Source organism: Pseudomonas sp. PS01298, from assembly GCF_029959745.1.
In the GTDB taxonomy this organism is placed as follows: Bacteria; Pseudomonadota; Gammaproteobacteria; order Pseudomonadales; family Pseudomonadaceae; genus Aquipseudomonas; species Aquipseudomonas aylmerensis.
Genome location: NZ_JASCPP010000065.1, coordinates 1 through 17,847, shown reverse-complemented (window position 1 = coordinate 17,847; position 17,847 = coordinate 1). Strand labels below are relative to the sequence as shown.

General features: G+C 62.4%; 20 protein-coding genes. 6 read left to right on the top strand and 14 right to left on the bottom strand.

From position 1 onward, the window contains the following. The first annotated feature begins 87 nt into the window (after positions 1-87). Positions 88-1,248, top strand: coding sequence for an AAA family ATPase (locus QMX97_RS20770; protein ID WP_282397509.1), 1,161 nt, complete (start codon positions 88-90; stop codon positions 1,246-1,248). 133 nt (positions 1,249-1,381) lie between these two features. Here the strand turns inward: QMX97_RS20770 and QMX97_RS20765 are convergent, their stop codons facing one another. From QMX97_RS20765 to QMX97_RS20715, 11 genes are all read right to left on the bottom strand, one after another. Further along, on the bottom strand, positions 1,382-2,236 hold the full coding sequence (locus tag QMX97_RS20765) for a transporter substrate-binding domain-containing protein (protein ID WP_106805458.1): 855 nt from the start codon (positions 2,234-2,236) through the stop codon (positions 1,382-1,384). After that, the gene (locus QMX97_RS20760; protein WP_282397508.1) at positions 2,233-3,009 is read right to left on the bottom strand and encodes an amino acid ABC transporter ATP-binding protein; all 777 of its coding nucleotides are present in this window, start codon (positions 3,007-3,009) and stop codon (positions 2,233-2,235) included. Before QMX97_RS20760 ends, QMX97_RS20765 begins: the two co-directional genes overlap by 4 nt. Continuing rightward, on the bottom strand, positions 3,006-3,665 hold the full coding sequence (locus tag QMX97_RS20755) for an amino acid ABC transporter permease (RefSeq protein ID WP_032884905.1): 660 nt from the start codon (positions 3,663-3,665) through the stop codon (positions 3,006-3,008). Before QMX97_RS20755 ends, QMX97_RS20760 begins: the two co-directional genes overlap by 4 nt. Continuing rightward, positions 3,646-4,311: an amino acid ABC transporter permease gene (locus QMX97_RS20750; protein ID WP_057725386.1), complete on the bottom strand. Its 666-nt coding sequence runs from the start codon at positions 4,309-4,311 to the stop codon at positions 3,646-3,648. Before QMX97_RS20750 ends, QMX97_RS20755 begins: the two co-directional genes overlap by 20 nt. A gap of 692 nt (positions 4,312-5,003) precedes the next feature. Then, positions 5,004-5,786, bottom strand: coding sequence for a MetQ/NlpA family ABC transporter substrate-binding protein (locus QMX97_RS20745; protein WP_063033612.1), 783 nt, complete (start codon positions 5,784-5,786; stop codon positions 5,004-5,006). A gap of 149 nt (positions 5,787-5,935) precedes the next feature. Then, positions 5,936-6,856 (bottom strand): sigma 54-interacting transcriptional regulator, encoded by a 921-nt coding sequence (locus QMX97_RS20740; protein WP_282397507.1) that lies wholly within the window; start codon positions 6,854-6,856, stop codon positions 5,936-5,938. 49 nt (positions 6,857-6,905) lie between these two features. After that, on the bottom strand, positions 6,906-7,487 hold the full coding sequence (locus QMX97_RS20735; protein ID WP_065899566.1) for an alpha/beta hydrolase: 582 nt from the start codon (positions 7,485-7,487) through the stop codon (positions 6,906-6,908). Positions 7,488-7,683: 196 nt separating this feature from the next. Beyond that, on the bottom strand, positions 7,684-8,085 hold the full coding sequence (locus tag QMX97_RS20730; RefSeq protein ID WP_010565408.1) for a biopolymer transporter ExbD: 402 nt from the start codon (positions 8,083-8,085) through the stop codon (positions 7,684-7,686). A 1-nt stretch (position 8,086) separates the two neighbouring features. After that, positions 8,087-8,809, bottom strand: coding sequence for a MotA/TolQ/ExbB proton channel family protein (locus tag QMX97_RS20725; RefSeq protein WP_106805733.1), 723 nt, complete (start codon positions 8,807-8,809; stop codon positions 8,087-8,089). Between the two features lie 51 nt (positions 8,810-8,860). Next, positions 8,861-9,679, bottom strand: a complete 819-nt coding sequence (locus tag QMX97_RS20720; RefSeq protein WP_262135629.1) for an energy transducer TonB — start codon at positions 9,677-9,679, stop codon at positions 8,861-8,863. 238 nt (positions 9,680-9,917) lie between these two features. Beyond that, positions 9,918-10,769, bottom strand: coding sequence for a LysR family transcriptional regulator (locus QMX97_RS20715; RefSeq protein ID WP_282397506.1), 852 nt, complete (start codon positions 10,767-10,769; stop codon positions 9,918-9,920). 105 nt (positions 10,770-10,874) lie between these two features. On the opposite strand from QMX97_RS20715, the gene QMX97_RS20710 reads away from it, so the two are divergent. From QMX97_RS20710 to QMX97_RS20700, 3 genes are all read left to right on the top strand, one after another. Then, positions 10,875-11,336, top strand: coding sequence for a nucleoside deaminase (locus QMX97_RS20710; protein WP_282397505.1), 462 nt, complete (start codon positions 10,875-10,877; stop codon positions 11,334-11,336). Next, entirely contained in the window at positions 11,323-12,492 is a 1,170-nt protein-coding gene (locus QMX97_RS20705) for a CynX/NimT family MFS transporter (protein ID WP_213552148.1), read from the top strand. Before QMX97_RS20710 ends, QMX97_RS20705 begins: the two co-directional genes overlap by 14 nt. Positions 12,493-12,589: 97 nt before the next feature. Further along, positions 12,590-13,525 (top strand): LysR family transcriptional regulator, encoded by a 936-nt coding sequence (locus QMX97_RS20700; RefSeq protein WP_282397504.1) that lies wholly within the window; start codon positions 12,590-12,592, stop codon positions 13,523-13,525. On the opposite strand, the gene QMX97_RS20695 is transcribed toward QMX97_RS20700, so the two are convergent. After that, positions 13,416-14,510, bottom strand: coding sequence for a fatty acid desaturase (locus QMX97_RS20695; RefSeq protein ID WP_065899555.1), 1,095 nt, complete (start codon positions 14,508-14,510; stop codon positions 13,416-13,418). The two genes, QMX97_RS20700 and QMX97_RS20695, sit on opposite strands and share 110 nt — an antisense overlap. Positions 14,511-14,611: 101 nt before the next feature. On the opposite strand from QMX97_RS20695, the gene QMX97_RS20690 reads away from it, so the two are divergent. After that, positions 14,612-15,616: an AraC family transcriptional regulator gene (locus QMX97_RS20690; protein WP_282397503.1), complete on the top strand. Its 1,005-nt coding sequence runs from the start codon at positions 14,612-14,614 to the stop codon at positions 15,614-15,616. Between the two features lie 453 nt (positions 15,617-16,069). Here the strand turns inward: QMX97_RS20690 and QMX97_RS20685 are convergent, their stop codons facing one another. Continuing rightward, entirely contained in the window at positions 16,070-16,441 is a 372-nt protein-coding gene (locus QMX97_RS20685; protein ID WP_065899553.1) for a response regulator, read from the bottom strand. A gap of 38 nt (positions 16,442-16,479) precedes the next feature. Beyond that, positions 16,480-17,166, bottom strand: coding sequence for a Crp/Fnr family transcriptional regulator (locus QMX97_RS20680; RefSeq protein ID WP_201143307.1), 687 nt, complete (start codon positions 17,164-17,166; stop codon positions 16,480-16,482). Positions 17,167-17,249: 83 nt separating this feature from the next. Between QMX97_RS20680 and QMX97_RS20675 the strand changes: the two genes are divergently transcribed. Next, positions 17,250-17,777 carry an Mpo1-like protein gene (locus tag QMX97_RS20675; RefSeq protein WP_282397502.1) on the top strand — a complete coding sequence of 176 codons (528 nt, stop codon included), beginning with the start codon at positions 17,250-17,252 and terminating at the stop codon, positions 17,775-17,777. Positions 17,778-17,847 lie beyond the last annotated feature (70 nt).

Here is a 17,847-nt window from a genome sequence, read left to right as displayed (position 1 = left end):
GTGTATGCGACTGTGAGCTTAGATCAGGGTTCCTTATCTGCATGGAGGCTCCCATACTCCAATGGTTCCCAAGCCGACTGAATGCCCATGCTCAAGACCCTCGCGGTGGCCAATTACCGCTCGATCAACAAATTGGTGGTGCCGCTGGACCGGCTGAACCTGATCACCGGGCCCAACGGCAGCGGCAAGTCCAACCTGTACCGCGCCTTGCGCCTGCTGGCCGAAACCGCCCAGGGCGGAGTGATCAATGCACTGGCCCGTGAGGGCGGGCTGGACTCGACCTTCTGGGCCGGGCCCGAGACCATCAGCCGACGCATGCACAACGGCGAGGTGCCGGTGGAAGCAGTCGTGCGCCAGGGTGTGAAGCGTCTGCGCCTGGGGTTTGCCGCCGAGGATTTCAGCTACGCGATTTCCCTCGGCTTGCCGGAGAAGACCCTGTCGTATTTTTCCCTGGACCCGGAGGTGAAGAAGGAATGCATCTGGGCCGGCCACGTCTACCGTCCAGCCAGCCTGCTGGTGCAGCGCTCCGGGCCGATGGTGCGCGCCCGCGAGGGCCGCGCCTGGGATTTGCTGGCCCAGCACACGCCGAACTACCACAGCCTGTTCGACCAGGTCGGCAGCCTGCGTGGCTCACCGGAAGTGTTGCTGTTGCGCGAAAGCATTCGTGGCTGGCGTTTTTATGATCACTTTCGCAGCGATGCCGATGCCCCGGTGCGCCAACCGCAACTGGGCACGCGCACACCGGTGCTGCACCACGACGGTCGCGACCTGGCGGCGGCGTTGCAGACCATTCGCGAGATTGGCGACCCCGAGGCCTTGCAGCGCGCGGTCAGCGATGCGTTTCCCGGTGCACGCTTGAATATCCAGCCGTTGCAGGGTGGGCGCTTCGCCCTTGAGTTTTATCAGGAGGGGTTGCTGCGGCCGCTCTCGGCGGCGGAGTTGTCGGACGGCACCTTGCGTTACCTGCTGCTGATCGCGGCGCTGCTGACGCCTCGGCCGCCGACCATGATGGTGCTGAACGAGCCGGAAACCAGCTTGCATCCGGACCTGCTGCCGGCGTTGGCGCGCCTGATTATCCAGGCGTCACAGCAGTGTCAGGTGTGGGTGGTGTCACATGCCAGCCGGCTGATTGCGGCGTTGCAGCAAGATGAAGGGTGCAATTCGATTGTGCTGGAGAAGGTGCTGGGGGAGACGCGGATTGTGGGACAGGGGATTCTGGATGCACCGGCTTGGCATTGGCCGGAATAAGAGGAGCCTGGAACGGCCTCTTCGCGAGCAAGCCCGCTCCCACATTTGTCCGCATTCCAAAGGTGGAACTCGGTCGATGTGGGAGCGGGCTTGCTCGCGAAGACGGTAGATCAGTCACCCAACAGCTGACTGATCAACCCTGCCACTTGCCGCCTTCAACAATCACGCTCTCAGGCTTGGTGTCATCGCTCAGCTCTTTACGCACGTACTGGTCGTACAGCTTGAGCAGGAATTTCTCCTCACCCAACTTCGCCAGCTCGGCATTCACCCAGTCGCGCAGTTCGATGTTGCCTTTCTTCACCGCCGGCGCAATCGGCGCTTCGTCGCCGAGTTTTTCTTCCAGCACGCGGTAGCCCGGGTTCTGCTTGGCCCAGCTGAACAGCACCAGGTTGTCCTGCGCGTACGCATCACCACGGCCGGCCGACAGCGCTTGCAGCGATTCGGAGTTTTTCTCGAACTTGAGCAGTTTCCAGTCCGGGTGGTTCTTGGTCAGCCAGATATCGGCGGTGGTGCCGGTGGTAACGATGGTGGTGCGGGTGGCCAGGTCATCCAGGCTTTTCACCGCGCTGTCGTTAGGCACCAGGGCCTGCACCGCGACTTTCAGGTTGGGGTTGGTGAAGTCCACCGCTTCCTTGCGTTCCGGGGTCACGGTCATGTTGGCGAGGATCAGATCGACCTTGTCGCTTTGCAGGAACGGAATACGGCTGGCCGGCTCGACGGCGACGAACTCAACCTTGTTTTCATCGCCCAGCAGGTCCTTGGCGAATTGGCGGCCGATGTCGGTATCGAAGCCCACATAGCGCCCGGCTTCGTTGACGAAGCCGAACGGCGGTTTGTCAGTGAATACGCCGACAATCAGCTTGTCGCGCGCCTTGATCTTGTCCAGCGAACTCACGGCGGCAGCCGCTGGTTTTGCAGGCTCTTCGGCCTTTTTGTCGCAGCCGGCGAGTAATGCGACGGCAATCAGGGGCAGTAGTAACTTTTTCATATCAGCTCCAGTTCCTGGTTCTTCTTGGGCAGTGTTGAAACAAAGGAAAACTTCTCCAGGAACTGCTGCGCGCGTGCGGTTTGCGGGTTCGTAAAGAATTCTTCGGGGGTGTTGTGTTCGAGGATGCGCCCGGCCTTCATGAAGACGACGCGGTCGGCGACAGCGCGGGCGAAGGCCATTTCATGGGTGACGATCAACAGGGTCATGCCATCGCGGGCCAGGCCCTGGATCACTTCCAGCACTTCCTTGACCATTTCCGGGTCAAGGGCCGCGGTGACTTCGTCAAACAGCATGACCTGCGGGTTCATGCACAACGAGCGGACGATCGCGATACGTTGCTGCTGGCCCCCGGACAACTGACGCGGGAAGGCGTCGCGCTTGTCGGCCAGGCCGACGCGCTCGAGCAGTTTTTCCGCCTGTTCGCGGGCTTCGCGAGGGTCGCGTTTTTGCACTTTCAGCGGGCCGAGCAGGATGTTGTCGAGCACGCTCATGTGCGGGAACAGGTGGTAGCTCTGGAACACCATGCCCACGTCCTGGCGCACCTGGCGCCAGTCGGTGGCTTTGTCCAACAGTTCGTTGTCGGCGAATCGCAGGCTGCCGCTGTGCGCCACTTCCAGGCCGTTGAGGCAGCGCAGCAAGGTGCTTTTGCCGCAGCCGCTGGGGCCGAGGATCACCACCACTTCGCCGCTTTGCACGCTCAAGTCGATGCCCTTGAGCACCTGCTGCTCGCCGAAGAATTTGTTGAAACCCTTAAACTCGATCAATGCGCTCATGCTTGGGCCCAGCGCCGTTCCAGCACCTTGGAGGCGGCCGACAACGGGTAGCAGATAAAGAAGAAAAACAGGAACAGCACGCCATAGATCAATACCGACTCGTAGGTGCGTTCGATGATTTGCTGGCCGACCTTGATCACGTCCACCACGCCGATCAGCACCGCCAGCGAGCTGGTCTTGATGATGCGCGTGTACACGTTGATGGTCGGCGGCGTCATGCGCTTGAGGGCCTGAGGCAACAGCACATAGCCGTATAGCTGCGGGTCGGACAGGCCAATCGACAAGCCGGCTTCACGCTGGCCACGGGGCAGCGAATGCAACGCGCCACGCACCACCTCGCCCACCTCACTGGCGCCCCACAGCGACAGCACCAGCACGGCGCACCAGAAGCTCGGAATGCTCAGGCCGAAGAAAATCGGCAGTCCGAAAAACAGCAGGTACAACCACACCAGCACCGGGATCGCGCGAAACAGCTCCAGGTACACCCGCAGGACCGCGTTGATCAGTGTGTTGTTCAAGGTCCGCAGCACGCCATACAACACGCCACCGACGGTGCTGAAGGCGATGCTCAGAAACGAAATCGACAGGGTTTGTGCGGCGCCCTTGCCCAGTTGCGGCAACGACACCCACAACAACTCAAGACCCGAACTGGCCATGCTGGAGCCTCCTTTCCAGGCGGCTGAGCAGCAGCGACAACGGCAAAAACAGCAGTACGCAAATCAGCGTCAGCACGGCGAGCATTTCGTAAGTCTTGTAGTAAAGGGCGATGTAGCTCTTGGTGGTGTAGAGAATCTCTGGCACCGCCACGGCGGAAACCACCGTGGTTTCCTTGAGCAGGAAGATGAAATTGGCGAACAGCGCCGGCAGGCTGAGGATGCCGGCCTGGGGCAGGATCACATGGCGCAGCAGTTGCCAGTCGGAGAGGCCGATGGACTTGCCGGATTCGATCTGCGCCAGCGGCACCGCTTCCACGCCGGCGCGCAGCACTTCGGTGAGGTAGGCACCGCCAAGGAACGTCATGGTGATGATCGCCGCCCAGAAGCCGGAGATATTCAAGCCCAGCGCGGGCAAAGCGAAGTACACGAAGAACAGCTGGATCAGCAGCGGTGTGTTACGCGCCAGCTCGACGTACAGCGCCACCAGGCGCGACAGGTAGGGTGTGCGAAACACCAGCAGCGCGGCGTTGATCAGCGCCACCAGCAACGAGGTGGCAATGGCGATCAGGCCCACTTGCAGCGTCACTCCCACGGCCTTGAGAAACGCCGGCAGGGTGCTGAGGATAAAAGCGAAATCGAAGGTCATCTTGAGTCCATGACGCCGCAAGGGTAATGCAGCGGGCGCAATCCAGTCCGGCGTGGGTAACGCCGGGTAGCGCGAACTCTAAAGGTATAAAAAGCAAAATTTAAATACCCAAATAGCATATTGATATCACCCAAAAAGATAACCGCCGGATTCGCGGGTTTGATGGGTGGCAGCTATGGTTGGGGGGTCTGTGATTCGAGGGAATGAACAATGAACAACACGAAACCGATTGATCCGCAGGAGCTGGTGAAATGGTTGGTGGCGTTGCGCAGGGCGATCAATAGCCGCGCGGCCTGATTGTGGGAGATGTCGAGCTGTAGCGAGGCGGCGAAGGCGGCGGCACTGACGGTCCTTCTGTGGCTGACACACCGCCTTCGCGGCCTCGCTGGGGCTCGACGGCTCCCACAGGGGGATCTGCTGTGTGGCTGGGATTTGAGCAAGAGCCGGCGTTCGCTGGTTGCAGTTTCTCCAGAGTGTCGCTGTGTGGCAGGGATTCCAGCCCTCCCACCGCCCAACTGTGGGAGCTGGCTTGCCTGCGATAGCGGTCTTTCAGTAGCCGATGGGCCGGCTGACCCACCGCCATCGCCGGCAAGCCAGCGCCTACCGTCTTGATTGCCTTTGAAGCCCATAAAAAAACGCCGACGCTGTAGTAGCCGTCGGCGTTCAAACCTTGAAGGGGGTTTTGGGTTACATCAGAACGCAGGCACTACGGCGCCGTTGTACTTCTTCTCGATGAAGGCTTTGACTTCCGGGCTGGTCAGGGCCTTGGCCAGTTTCTGGATGGCGTCGCTGTCCTTGTTGTCCGGGCGGGCAACCAGGAAGTTCACGTACGGCGACTTGGCGTCTTCGATGATCAGCGCGTCCTTGGCTGGGTTCAGGCCAGCTTCCAGGGCGTAGTTGGTGTTGATCAGGTCCAGGTCAACCTGGTCCAGCACGCGTGGCAGCAGCGCCGATTCCAGCTCCTTGAATTTCAGGTTTTTCGGGTTGCTGGCGATGTCTTTCGGCGTGGCCAGGGCGTTGGTCGGGTCTTTCAGGGTGATCACGCCGGCTTTCTGCAGCAGCAACAGGGCGCGGCCGCTGTTGGAGCCTTCGTTCGGGATGGCCACGGTGGCGCCATCTTTGAGCTCAGAAATGTTCTTGATCTTTTTCGAGTAACCGCCGAAGGGTTCAACGTGCACACCGACCACGGTGACCAGGTTGGTGCCCTTGCCCTTGTTGAAGTTTTCCAGGTACGGCAGGGTCTGGAAGTAGTTGGCGTCCAGGCGCTTCTCGGCAACCTGCACGTTTGGCTGTACGTAGTCGGTGAAGACTTTGATTTCCAGGTCCACGCCTTCTTTGGCGAGGGTTGGCTTGACCAGTTCGAGGATCTCGGCGTGCGGGATCGGGGTGGCGGCAACCACCAGTTTCTCGTTGGCCTGGGCGAAGCTTGCAGTCAGGGCAGCCGCCAGTGCGGTAAACAACAGAACCTTTTTCATGCAGTGTCCTTATCGAAATTCCGGGGCGTCTCTGACGACCGTTTTTTATGTGGTGTGCCAGCGAAGTGCTATCGCGGCGTGGAATGGACAATACCTAGATTTTTTATTCCCGAACAATATCTTTTATTCACGTTGATATTCCATTTTGTTCATGTAGCGGCTTGTTCATGTAGAAAGGCGCGCAAGGCTTCCTGCTCGGCAGGGCTGGCGGCGGCAAAGATGCGCTGCACCTGTTCCAGCGGCGAGCCCGCTACCGGCAGGTTCAAATGCTCGGGCAGAATCTCGTCGCCGCTGCTGACGAGCAAGGCAAAGTGAATGACGTTTTCCAGCTCGCGGGTATTGCCCGGCCAGCTGTGGTGTTCCAGCACCTTTTGCGCCGCATCGCTGATCAGCGGCACCGGCAGGTCCAGGCGCTGGCTGTAGATGCCCAGGAAGTATTCGGCCAGGGACAGGATGTCGCCGACGCGCTCGCGCAATGCGGGCAAGTCCAGCTGGCCTTCGCTCAGGTAATGGAACAGGCGCTCATGGAACTTGCCGGCCGCTACGGCCTGGGCGAGGTCGATGCTGGTGGCCGCCACCAGCCGCACATCCACCGGGCTTGGCTGGTGGGCGCCGACGCGGGTGACTTCGTGATTCTCCAGGGCCGCGAGCAGCTTGACCTGGATCGGCAGTGGCAAGTCGCCAATCTCGTCCAGGTATAAGGTGCCGCCATTGGCCGAGCCGAACCAACCGGCACGGCTACTGGCCGCCCCGCTGTGGGCACCGGCGGCGTAGCCGAACAACTCGGCGTCGGCGTAAGTCGGGCTGATGGCGCCGCAGTTGACCGAGACAAACAAGCCAGTACGGTCGCTGCCCCGATGGATATGCCGCGCCAACAGCTCTTTACCGCTGCCGGTCTCGCCGCGAATCAACACGGGCAAGGCGCGCGGCGCGAGGTTTTCCAGGTCTTCGCGCAGCTGGCGCGAGCGCGGATCGACAAACACCAGGGCCTTGGCGCGGATGCTCAGCGGGCTTTTTTCGGCGTCGGGGAAGGTCAGCAGGGGCTGACCGTAGGTTTCATGCAGACTCATGGCAGGCTCCCGCCCCAAATCCACTCAGGGACGGGGCGTTGAAAGAAGGTCAGGCAGTGCGCCGGGCGTGATGCTCGAGGCGGCTTTGCAGGCGATAGAGGTAGGCGAAGCCCTGCTCCCAGCGTTGGTGACCGGACTTCACATTGATATGGCCGGCCCCCGAGAGGATTCCGGCTTCGGCGCCCCAATTGCGCGCCAGCTCCAGCGCCCGAGGGGCACTGACGGCGCTGTCGTTGTCGGAACTGACCACCTGGCTGGGAAACGGCAGCAGGTCGGTCGGGATCGGGGCGAAGTTGCGCAAGGCGGGCGAGCAGGCCGGGCGTTCGACATCGGCCGGGGCCACCAGCAAGGCGCCGCGCACCTGCCGCAAAAACTGCACGGGTGCGGTGGCGGCCCAATGAGCCACTGTGATGCAACCCAGGCTATGGGCGATCAGGATCACCGGCGTGCTGTCGGCGGCGATGGCCTCGGCCAGCGCGGCCACCCAGTCTTCGCGGCGTGGCGTCAGCCAGTCGGCCTGCTCCACGCGCGCGCTGTTGGGCAGGCTGTTTTGCCAATGGGTTTGCCAATGATCTTCTGGCGATCCTTGCCAGCCCGGCACGATCAGATAACGAATCGACTCGCTGTGCATGGGTGTGCCCTCCTGCAGCGTTTAACGTTGCTGATCAGTATAGGGACGGGTGTTATATTCGTTAAGGAATAAGAAGCTATTTATTAATAACCAAAAGACAGATGCAAGTTGCACGCTGAAAGCAACAAGTTGAAGAGCAAAAAAAAGGCCGCACCCTGCCAAGGAGACGGCCAAAAAATTGTCGAGGCATTTGAAGCTAACGTGCGGTAATCACCGACAACTTGGTAATGCCCGCGCGCTCGATAGACGCCATGGCTCGCGCCACTTCGCCGTAGTTCACACCATCATCGGCCTGCAGTTGCACCCGCACATCGGGGTCCTTGGCCTTGGCCGCCTGCAGGTTGAATTCCAGCAGGTCCGGCTGGATTTCGTCCTTGTTGATAAACAGCTTGCCGGCGCCGTCGATGCTCACCACCAGCGGGTCCTTCTGCTCCACCGGGGCCACGGCCTCGGTCTTGGGCAGGTTGATCGGGATCGCGTTGGTCAACAACGGCGCGGTGACGATAAACACCACCAGCAGTACCAGCATCACGTCCACCAGCGGCGTGACGTTGATCTCGCTCAGCACCTCATCACTGTCTTGCGTGGAGAAGGCCATCTCAGGACGCCTCCTTCACTTTTTGCGGGTTGCCGGCGGCGTTTTTGGTCAGGGCCGGGTGCAGCAGCACGCGGAAGGAGTTCTTCTGCGCCAGGCTGTAGAAGTCGTGGGCAAAGTCGTCCAGGTCGGCAGCCGTGAGCTTCAGGCGACGCAGGAAATAGTTGTAGACCAGCACCGCCGGTACGGCGACGGCGATCCCCACACCGGTGGCGACCAGCGCGGCACCAATCGGGCCGGCCACGGTTTCGAGGCTGGCGGAACCGGCCGCGCTGATGCCCTTGAGCGCTTCCATGATGCCCCACACGGTGCCGAACAGACCGATAAACGGCGAGGTGCTGCCAATACTGGCGACCACGGCCAGGCCGGTTTCCAGCGAGCGGCGCTCACGCACGATCTGCTGGCGCAGGGCACGTTCAAGACGGTCCTGGTGGTTGATCGCCTGGCTCAGGTCGGCAGCATGCGGCGCATCACCAACCTGGATCGCGGCATAGCCGGCCTGGGCCACGCGGGCAGCAGCGCCAGGCTGGGTTTCAGCCAGTTCTGCCGCCGAGTCCAGGCTGGATGCCGCCCAGAACTGTTTATGGAACTTGCGATCCTGCGCCTTGAGGCGACCGAACTGCACGCCCTTGAGCAGGGCCAGGCCCCAGGTGGCGACCGAAAAGACCACCAGCAGCCAGATCACCGCGCTTTCGATGGATTCAAGTGGAGATGCTAATGCCATGATGTTTTCCCTCTGTGCAGGTCGCGGCGTGTGCAACACACCGCAGCCGAATAGTTAGTGAATCTTGAAATCGATCGGTACGCTGACCCAGCCGTCCTGGGCGACATCGCCCTGCTTGGCCGGCACGAAACTCCAACGCTTCACCGCGGCCAGTGCGGCGTCGTCGAGTTGCTGGCGACCACTGCTCTTCTGGATCTGGATCTCGCCCGGCTTGCCGCTGGCCAGTACATGCACCCGCAGCAGCACGGTGCCTTCCCAACCGCGACGCTGGGCCAGTGACGGATACTCCGGCGCCGGGTTCTTCAAGTACGCCGCGTTCGCTGAAGCGGGCGTTACTGGAGCCGGTGCAGGCGGAGCCACTGGCGCCGGGGCCGGAGGTGCCGGCGTGGGCGGCGCAGGCGGTTGCTCGACCGCCTTGGGTGCAGGTTTCGGCTCAGGCTTGGGCACAGGCTTCGGCTTGGGCTTTGGAATCGGTTTAGGCGGCGCCGGCTTGGCAGCCAACTCGTCCACCACCGGTGGCGGTGGCTCGACCACGGGCGGCGGCGGTGGCGGCGGAACAGGCGGTGGCGGCTCGACCACCGGCGGTGCCGGCTGGGAAAATTCGATGGTCATCGGCGGGATTTCCGGCGGCACAATCGGCAGCACCGGGGTGGGCTTCTGGCTCACCCAATAAATCACCGCACCGTGCAGGGCCAGTACCAGCAACCCGAGCAGGATCCCTTCGCGGCGGCTCGAAAAGCGCTTCGGGGTTTTCTGCAGACGCAATTGCCCCAACGGCGCGCGGTGCGGCCGGCCAAGGTCGACCAACTCACCACTCGGTGCCTGGCGCCATTGCGCCTCTTGTGCACTGGCGGCGGTCTGGACATTGCCCATTGATTCACTCCCTACGGTTTTGAAACAAAAAAACCGACAGGCCTGCCTGAGGCCGTCGAGGGCTGAATCATCGGGGCCAGACGCTTATCTCTTAAAGTAATCTTTAAAGTTATACATAGATCTAAACTGAATAAACGAAACATTCGGAAACGCCGAAGCCCCGTCCTGCGGGGCCTGGCGCCGCCACGCGGTTTTCTGATGCTTTACAGGCATAAAAAATATTCAGAAAAGGCATGGCTCAAGCAGGGCTGTTTGCACATAAATCGAGCAATTGACGCTGCAAACTCTGCCCTGCCGCCCCCAGGCCCGTGCGGCCGTACAGCGCCAGTCGCACACCTTCCACCGGCGGCAAGCCGCTGTCTGCAGCCACTATCACATGCCCGGCCTGCACCACGCGGCGGGGCAACAGGCTGATGCCCAATCCTGCCGCCACGGCTGAACACACACTGGCCAGGCTTGCGCTGGAATACCCGATGCGCCAGCGCCAGCCGCCGACTTCCAGGTGTTGGAGCATCTCATTGCGGTACAGCCCGCCCACCGGGAAAGCCACCAACGGCAATGGGTCACGGCCCAGAGATGGCGTGCTGCGGCTGTCGACCCAGCACAACGGCTCCGGCCACGAGGCCAGGCAGTCGGCGCTGTCGCCCATCTGCTTGACCAACAACACATCGAACTCACCGCTGCGGTACTGGCGCTGCAATTCCGGACCAAGGCCGCTGGTAACCTCCAGGCGCACCCGCGAAAATGCCTGCACGAACGCCGAAAGCAATGGCATCAGGCGTTCGGCGGCAAAGTCTTCCGGAACGCCCAGGCGCAGCACGCCGTCGCTTTGCTGGTTGATCAACACATCGGCGGCTTCTTCGTGCAGCGCGAGGATGCGCCGCGCATAGGCCAGCAGGCGCTCGCCCTCCGCCGTGGCCACCACATGGCGCTGGTCACGGTCCAGCAACTGGCACGCCACCGCTTCTTCCAGGCGGCGGATCTGCTGGCTGACAGTTGACTGGGTCAAGTGCAGGCGCTCGGCAGCACGGGTGAAATTGCCGCAGTCCACCACGGCGACAAAACTGCGCAACAACACGGGATCAAACATCGCTGTCACCATTGCGTTTGCCACTGATTGGCATGGTTTTATTTAATTTCAGAATACCTCGGCGGCTGGCCATACTTCACCCCTGCATTCTGCCCAGAGGCCTCCATGACCGACGATCATCAGCACCTGCAACGCGCCATCCGACTTGCACAAGCGAACGTCGCCCAAGGTGGCCGGCCCTTTGGGGCGGTGTTGACGCGCAATGGCGAAGTGCTGGTGGAGGCCGTGAATGAAATCCACCTGACCCAGGACCCCACTGCCCACGCCGAGCTACTGGCGATCCGCGCCGCAAGCCGGCAGCTCGGCGCGCGCCTGGAAGGTTGCGTGGTCTACGCCAGCGGCCAACCCTGCCCGATGTGCCTGAGTGCCATGTATTTGTGCGGTGTCCAGCGCGTAGTGTTTGCCGCCAGCAATGAAATGGCCGAGCCGTTCGGCCTGTCGACGGCGGCGATCGGGCAACAGGTGGGCTTGCCCTTGAGCGAGCAACGCCTGCCGATCCAGCACCTGCCGGACGCGGCGATGACCCAGTTGTACCACCAGTGGAAAACCCTGCATGAGCCTGAATAAATCCCTCGCTGGCTGGGGTCTGTTGGTGGTGCTCGGCCTGAACCTGCGGCCGATCCTCAGCTCCATCAGCCCGTTGCTTGGCGAGATTCGCCAGGCCACCGGCTTGAGTTTCCAGAGCAGCGCCCTGCTGACCAGCCTGCCGGTGGTGTGCATGGGCCTGGTGGCGCTGGTGGGGGTGCGCGTGGAGGCACGCCTGGGTGAGCGGCGTGGCATCGCCCTGGGCCTGATGATGATCCTGCTGGCGTGCCTCGCGCGCTGGCTGATGGGCCAGGGTTCGGCACTGCTGGTCACGGCACTGCTGGGAGGTGCCGGTGTGGCGTTGATCCAGGCATTGGTGCCGGCGATGATCAAGCGCGAGTTTCATCACCGTGTGCCGGTGGCGATGGGCGTGTATTCGGCCTCGCTGATGGCCGGTGGCGGGCTGGCGGCACTGCTCAGCCCGGTGGTGGCCACGCACTTCCAGCAATGGCAGGCGGGGCTCGGCGTGTGGCTGCTGCCGGCGCTGGGGGCGTTGCTGTTGTGGGCCTGGTTGCCCCTCGGCGCGGCGCGAAATCCTCAGGTGGCGCCGGCGTTCCAGGGCTTGCGCAATCGCCGCGCCTGGCTGCTGGCGCTGTATTTCGGCCTGGTCAATTGCGGCTACATGAGCATGGTGGCGTGGCTGCCGGCCTACTACCAGCAACTGGGCTGGGGCGTGTTGCCCAGCGGTTCGTTGCTGGCGTTCATGACGATCTTCCAGGTGATCGCCGCGCTGTTGATGCCGGTGCTGGCGCAACGCGGGATCGACCGCCGGCCCCTGCTTGGCATCAGCCTGCTGGCGCAGACCGTGGGTTACCTCGGCCTGATCCTCGCGCCGCAGGACTATCCGCACCTGTGGGTGGCCTTGTGCGGTTTCGGTCTCGGTGCGTGTTTCGCCCTGAGCCTGCTGCTGACCCTCGATCACCATCGCGACCCGCGCCAGGCCGGGCAACTGGCGGCCTTTGTGCAGGGCGTGGGGTTCTTGATCAATGCCCTCTCGCCCTGGCTGACCGGCTGGCTGCGTGAGCTGACCGGCAGCTTCGTCAGTGCCTGGGTCGTGCTGACCGTGACCGTGGTGACGATGCTGGTGGTGACGCGGGTGTTCAGCCCGGCGACCTACCGCACGGCCCCCGCTCTATAGATATGCATTTAAGATCTAGATAAAACAATCATGCTTCGTTGACGGAATAAGAAGCCGCCTTAAAATCCCGGTTCTCCTACAGGATGCCGGGCACACCATGGATCTTCGCCAACTGCGCTACTTCATCGCGCTCAACGAGCACCGCAGTTTCGTGCGCGCGGCGGATGCCATGGGTATCACCCAGCCGGCCTTCAGCCGCAGCATCCAGGGCCTGGAGCAGGAGTTCGGCTGCGTGCTGGTGGATCGCGCCAACAAAGACTTGCGCCCGACCCCGGAAGGCCAGGTGGTGCTGCAACACGCGTTGAGCCTGGTGCAAGGCGCAGCGCTGCTCAGCCATGAGGTCACGCGCATGAGCAAGCTCGACGCCGGTGAAGTGCGCTTGGGCAGTGACGCCGTGGCAGCGGTGAACCTGGTGCCCCAGGCCATGGCGCGTTTTATCACCACCTACCCCAAGGTGCGCACCGCGCTGCAGGTGGATAACTGGGAAAAGCTCGGGCGCAGCCTGAACCGCGAAGAGATCGAATTCTTCATTGCCGATGTGCGCCATTTCGAAGCCGACCCGAATTTCCAGACCCAGGCCCTGACGCCGCGCCGCAGTGCGTTTTTCTGCCGCGACGGGCACCCGCTGCTGGCCAAGGACAGCCTGTCCACCAACGACCTGTTCGGCTACCCGCTGGCCACGCCGCTGATCGCGCCCGGCATTCGCAAGCTGTTGGCCAACCTCAGCGGGCGCGTCGACTTTGCGCCTGCCATCGAACTCGAGCAATTTGCCGCGCTGGCCAGCATCGTGCGCCAGTCGGACGCCATTGGCCTGGGCGCCGAAGAAGCCTTCGTCGACGCCTTTGCCCGCGGTGAATTGCGCGTATTGCACTGGCGCAACCTGCCCCACGCCCTCGACAGCCTGAGCAACCGCTGCGGCGTGATCAGCCGCGCTGGGGTGCGCTTGTCGCCTGCGGCGAAGGCGCTGATCGAGACGCTGCTGGCGGTGGAAAGCCAAGCCGATTGGCCCGCGCAAACGTCCCGAAATCATTGAAGCGCACGCCCATCTCGGCCATGACTTTATGCGCCACCTTGGCCGTCATCTGGCGGATGTAAAACGGCTCCTTCACCACAAAGTGGTGGATGCCGTGGGTGCTGCCGAAGTTGAAGCAGAACGCCTGCAACGGCCACAGCCACCAAGGGTTCAACACCTGGGTTTGCTCGATCACATTGCCCAGCTCCACATCGCCGTAGTAGTGCATGTTGGAGCTGACAAAGTGCAGGCAAAAGGTGCGCAGCACGTTGGGGCCGATGATCACCACGGCGGCGATATCGATGACCTGCATCATCTGCACAGTGCTGGCCGACCAGTCGATGGGCGTGCCCATCACGCTGGCGATGCCGTTGGCGGCATGAAAGCCGAGGAAGACGTACCAGGCGCCCCAATGCAGCAGCGCCAACGGCGCGTACACCAGCAATGAGCGCTTGAGGATGCTGAGTTTGTGCTTCCAGGTCTTGGCGCGCAGCATGCGGATGAACGCCGACATGATGTTGTCCCCGACCATCAGCAGACGCGCGATGCCCCAAGGCTCGCCGTTGGTGATCGCGCGTTCTTCCATATCGGTCTCGGTGCCCGACACCTTGTGATGGTTGAGGTGCAGATGCCGGCGGATCCACGGGTTGATCGTGCTCGGCCGCGCCAGCCACACCAGGCCCATCATCAGGTTGTGGGGCAGGCGCTGCTTGCGAAAGTACATGCTGTGGATCAGGTCGTGTTCCAGCTCATGGGTCAGTGAGGCCAGGAAGGCATTGAGCAGCAGGCATACCCACCAGGCCATGTGCCCGGTGATGTACAGCGCCGCCGAACCGACCATGCCGAGCAGCGCAAAGGCCAGGATGCCCGCGCCCAACGCGTCCTGATGCAGCAGCCAGGGGTGTTGCCGGCGCAACCGGACGCCTTCGGCGAGCACCACTTCACGGATATGCGCCGAGCGTTGTTGTGCGTTCATCTGCTGGGGACTTGCAGAAGTACCGTCCATGCTTCCATCCTCTTGTTCATTGATGGCTACATCCTGCACCAAGCCCTCTTGCCGGACGCTAGCCGCACACGCCAACCTGTTGACCGCAAGCGCCAATCGTCATGACCGAACCCACGTCCCTCGCCAGCTGGACCCGCGCCCTGCGCAAGCAGCTCGACGCCCTGGGCCTCGACAGCGCCGCACTGTGCACCGAGGCCGGGCTCGACCCGCAGCAGATGGACGACCCGAATGCGCGCTACCCGCTGTCAGCCACCACGCGGTTGTGGGAACTGGCGGTGCAGGCCAGCGGCGATCCGGCGATTGGGCTGCGGGTGTCGCGGTTCGTCAGCCCCACCACGTTTCATGCGTTGGGGTATGCCCTGGTGGCCAGCGGCAGCCTGCGCGAGGTGTTCGAGCGCATCGTGCGCTATCACCAGGTGGTCAGCGATGCCCTCGCGCTTGAGCTGAGCGGCGACGGTGAGCGTTACCGTTTTCGCCTGCTGCAACCGCCCGGCAGCCCGGCGCCGGCGCTGGAAGCCATCGACGCGTTTGCCGCGATCTACGTGCGCACCTGCCGCAACCGCCTGGGCCGCGACTATGCACCGTTGGCGGTGTACCTGCGCCGACCACCACCGGCCGATCCCACGCCGTGGCACACGGTCTTTCGCGCACCGGTGTTCTTTGCCGCCGAGGAAGACCGTATTGAATTCGCCGCGTACGATTTCGACAGCCACCTGGACGACGCCAACCCGGAACTCGCCGAGCACAACGAAACCGTACTCAAGCGCACCCTCGCGCAGCTGCAACCGCTGACCTGGGAGCGCAAGGTCCGTGCGACCATCGAGGCGCAATTGCCCGACGGCGAACCGAGTGCCGAGCGCGTTGCCCAGGCCTTGCACTTGAGCCTGCGCAGCCTGCAGCGGCACCTGGCGGATGAGGGTTGCCGGTTTGATGCACTGCTCAATGAATGCCGGCAGAACCTGGCCTTGCTGCACCTGCGCGACCTGCAGTGCTCACTGGCCGAGATCAGTCATTTGCTCGGCTTTGCCGATACCAGCAGCTTCAACCGCGCGTTCAAGCGTTGGACGGGGATGACACCAGGGCAGTTTCGGGATGGCTTGCGCTAAGTAAATCTGTGGTGTGTGATGGCCCCTTCGCGAGCAAGCCCGCTCCCACAGGGGAATGCATTCCAAATGTGGGAGCGGGCTTGCTCGCGAAAGCGATGGACCAGACACCCCTTACCCTGATCCTTCAACACCTCATCGCGGGCAAGCCCAGCTCCCACATTTTGATTTGTGAACACCTGCCAATGTGGGAGCGGGCTTGCTCGCGAAAGCGACGGACCAGACACCCCTTACCTGATCCTTCAAGGCCGCATCGCGGGCAAGCCCGGCTCCCACATTTTGATCTGTGAACACCTGCCAATGTGGGAGCGGGCTTGCTCGCGAAAGCGATGGACCAGACACCCCTTACCCTGATCCTTCAACGCCGCATCGCGGGCAAGCCCGGCTCCCACATTTGATCTGTGAACACCTGCCAATGTGGGAGCTGGCTTGCCTGCGATAGCAATGGTTCAGGCACTAGAGTTGCCGGCTCCGGTCCCGCCGAAGCAGCTTCTTCACCCGCGCCACCAACGCCTTGCTCTCGAACGGCTTGAGCAGGTAATCATCTTCATGCAGCTCCAGGCCGCGCAGGCGGTCTTCAATCCCGCCTGGCGTGGTCAGGAACAGCAGCGGCGTGGCGCCCTTCTGCCGGATCGCCTGCTGCAATTTCCAGGCATTCAGGCCGGGCAGCATCACGTCCAGGATCACCAGGTCGTACTCGGTGCTTTCGACAAAACGCTGCGCCGCCATGCCGTTGGCGGCGACTTCCACGCTGTAGCCCGCCTCGTTCAAGCCCTGGGCCATCCGCTGTGCCTCTTCGGATTCATGTTCCACTAACAGCACGCGCATAACACACCTCGATTGATCAGGTGTGCAGGCTACCACCCTCAGGTCTGCGCCGCCTCCCGCAGCCGCCGGGCGTCGAGGATTTCGATCTCGCCGTACCCCAGGCGCACGACGCCCTGGGCTTGCAGGTCCTTGAGCAAGGCGTTGGTGGTCTGGCGCGACAGGCTCAACATCGCCGCGAGGTCTTCCTGGGGCAATTGCAGCACGCGTCTGGAGTGCTCGATATCGCCATAACCCTCGACGATCATCAACAAACGATGAGCCAGGCGCACCGAGGCCGGCATCAGGCTCAGTTGCTCCAGGCCGATAAAGCTCAGGCGCAGCTTCTGGCTCATCAGCAATGCGAGGTCGCGCCAGTAACGGGGGTGTTCATCGAGAATTTTCAACAGCGCCTGCTGCGGCACCTGCAACAGCGTGCACGGCCCGACAGCGCAGGCGTCGTGGGTGCGCGGCAAACCGTCGAACAGGCAGATTTCGCCGAACCAGTAGGGCAGCTCCACCAGGCTCAACACTGCCTCCTTGCCGTGCTCATTCACCGCACTGACGCGCAGCGTGCCCTCAAGCACCGCATACAGGCCACAGGGCGGATCACCGCGCTTGAACAGGTACTGCCCCGGCGCCAGCTGGCGCAACCGGGCATGCGCCAGCAGGCTATGCTGAAACGGTGCGGGCAGGTGGCTGAACCAGTGACCGGTGGCCAACCGGGAGCGCCATTGCTCTACGTCCATGCGAACTCCGAAGATTGTCGCCCAGCTGACAGTTAGTCACAGGCGGACAGGGCATGATCAAACATCCTACAGGAGGAACAACAATGAAAAGCCTCGTCGACCACCTCAGTCAATACGCTGCCTACCACCGCGACCCGCGCAATATTGCCAGCCACTTTATCGGCATCCCGTTGATCGTGGTGGCCGTGGCCGTGCTGCTGTCACGTCCAGAGTGGGCGGTGGGCAGCCTGTGGCTATCGCCGGCGGTGCTTGTCGCGCTGTTTTCGGCGTGGTTTTACCTGCGCCTGGAACTGGCACTGGGTGTGCTGATGACGGTACTGATGGGTTTATCCGTGTGGGCCGGGCATGTGCTGGCGGCGCAAAGCACGCTGGTGTGGCTCAGCAGCGGTATTGGGATGTTCGTGGTGGGCTGGGTGATTCAGTTTGTCGGCCACTATTACGAGGGCAGGAAGCCGGCGTTTGTAGATGACGTCTCGGGGCTGATTGTAGGGCCGCTGTTTGTGGTGGCGGAGCTGGCGTTTTTGCTGGGACTGCGCCAGGGGCTCAAGCAGGAGATTGAAGAGCGGTCGGGGCCGGTGGTACGCCGGGATCTAAAGCCTGGCGAGGCCTGAATGTGGGAGCGGGCTTGCTCGCGAATGCAGTGTGTCAGTCAGTACATGGAGTACTGATAGACCGCATTCG

Coding starts and splice junctions, on each gene's coding strand:
- QMX97_RS20705 (WP_213552148.1), top strand. CDS start 11,323: ATGAGCCTGAATAAATCCCTCGCTGGCTGGGGTCTGTTGGTGGTGCTC.
- QMX97_RS20765 (WP_106805458.1), bottom strand. CDS start 2,236: ATGAAAAAGTTACTACTGCCCCTGATTGCCGTCGCATTACTCGCCGGC.
- QMX97_RS20700 (WP_282397504.1), top strand. CDS start 12,590: ATGGATCTTCGCCAACTGCGCTACTTCATCGCGCTCAACGAGCACCGC.
- QMX97_RS20735 (WP_065899566.1), bottom strand. CDS start 7,487: ATGCACAGCGAGTCGATTCGTTATCTGATCGTGCCGGGCTGGCAAGGA.
- QMX97_RS20760 (WP_282397508.1), bottom strand. CDS start 3,009: ATGAGCGCATTGATCGAGTTTAAGGGTTTCAACAAATTCTTCGGCGAG.
- QMX97_RS20685 (WP_065899553.1), bottom strand. CDS start 16,441: ATGCGCGTGCTGTTAGTGGAACATGAATCCGAAGAGGCACAGCGGATG.
- QMX97_RS20740 (WP_282397507.1), bottom strand. CDS start 6,856: ATGAGTCTGCATGAAACCTACGGTCAGCCCCTGCTGACCTTCCCCGAC.
- QMX97_RS20715 (WP_282397506.1), bottom strand. CDS start 10,769: ATGTTTGATCCCGTGTTGTTGCGCAGTTTTGTCGCCGTGGTGGACTGC.
- QMX97_RS20720 (WP_262135629.1), bottom strand. CDS start 9,679: ATGGGCAATGTCCAGACCGCCGCCAGTGCACAAGAGGCGCAATGGCGC.
- QMX97_RS20745 (WP_063033612.1), bottom strand. CDS start 5,786: ATGAAAAAGGTTCTGTTGTTTACCGCACTGGCGGCTGCCCTGACTGCA.
- QMX97_RS20675 (WP_282397502.1), top strand. CDS start 17,250: ATGAAAAGCCTCGTCGACCACCTCAGTCAATACGCTGCCTACCACCGC.
- QMX97_RS20755 (WP_032884905.1), bottom strand. CDS start 3,665: ATGGCCAGTTCGGGTCTTGAGTTGTTGTGGGTGTCGTTGCCGCAACTG.
- QMX97_RS20770 (WP_282397509.1), top strand. CDS start 88: ATGCTCAAGACCCTCGCGGTGGCCAATTACCGCTCGATCAACAAATTG.
- QMX97_RS20690 (WP_282397503.1), top strand. CDS start 14,612: ATGACCGAACCCACGTCCCTCGCCAGCTGGACCCGCGCCCTGCGCAAG.
- QMX97_RS20730 (WP_010565408.1), bottom strand. CDS start 8,085: ATGGCCTTCTCCACGCAAGACAGTGATGAGGTGCTGAGCGAGATCAAC.
- QMX97_RS20680 (WP_201143307.1), bottom strand. CDS start 17,166: ATGGACGTAGAGCAATGGCGCTCCCGGTTGGCCACCGGTCACTGGTTC.
- QMX97_RS20695 (WP_065899555.1), bottom strand. CDS start 14,510: ATGGACGGTACTTCTGCAAGTCCCCAGCAGATGAACGCACAACAACGC.
- QMX97_RS20710 (WP_282397505.1), top strand. CDS start 10,875: ATGACCGACGATCATCAGCACCTGCAACGCGCCATCCGACTTGCACAA.
- QMX97_RS20750 (WP_057725386.1), bottom strand. CDS start 4,311: ATGACCTTCGATTTCGCTTTTATCCTCAGCACCCTGCCGGCGTTTCTC.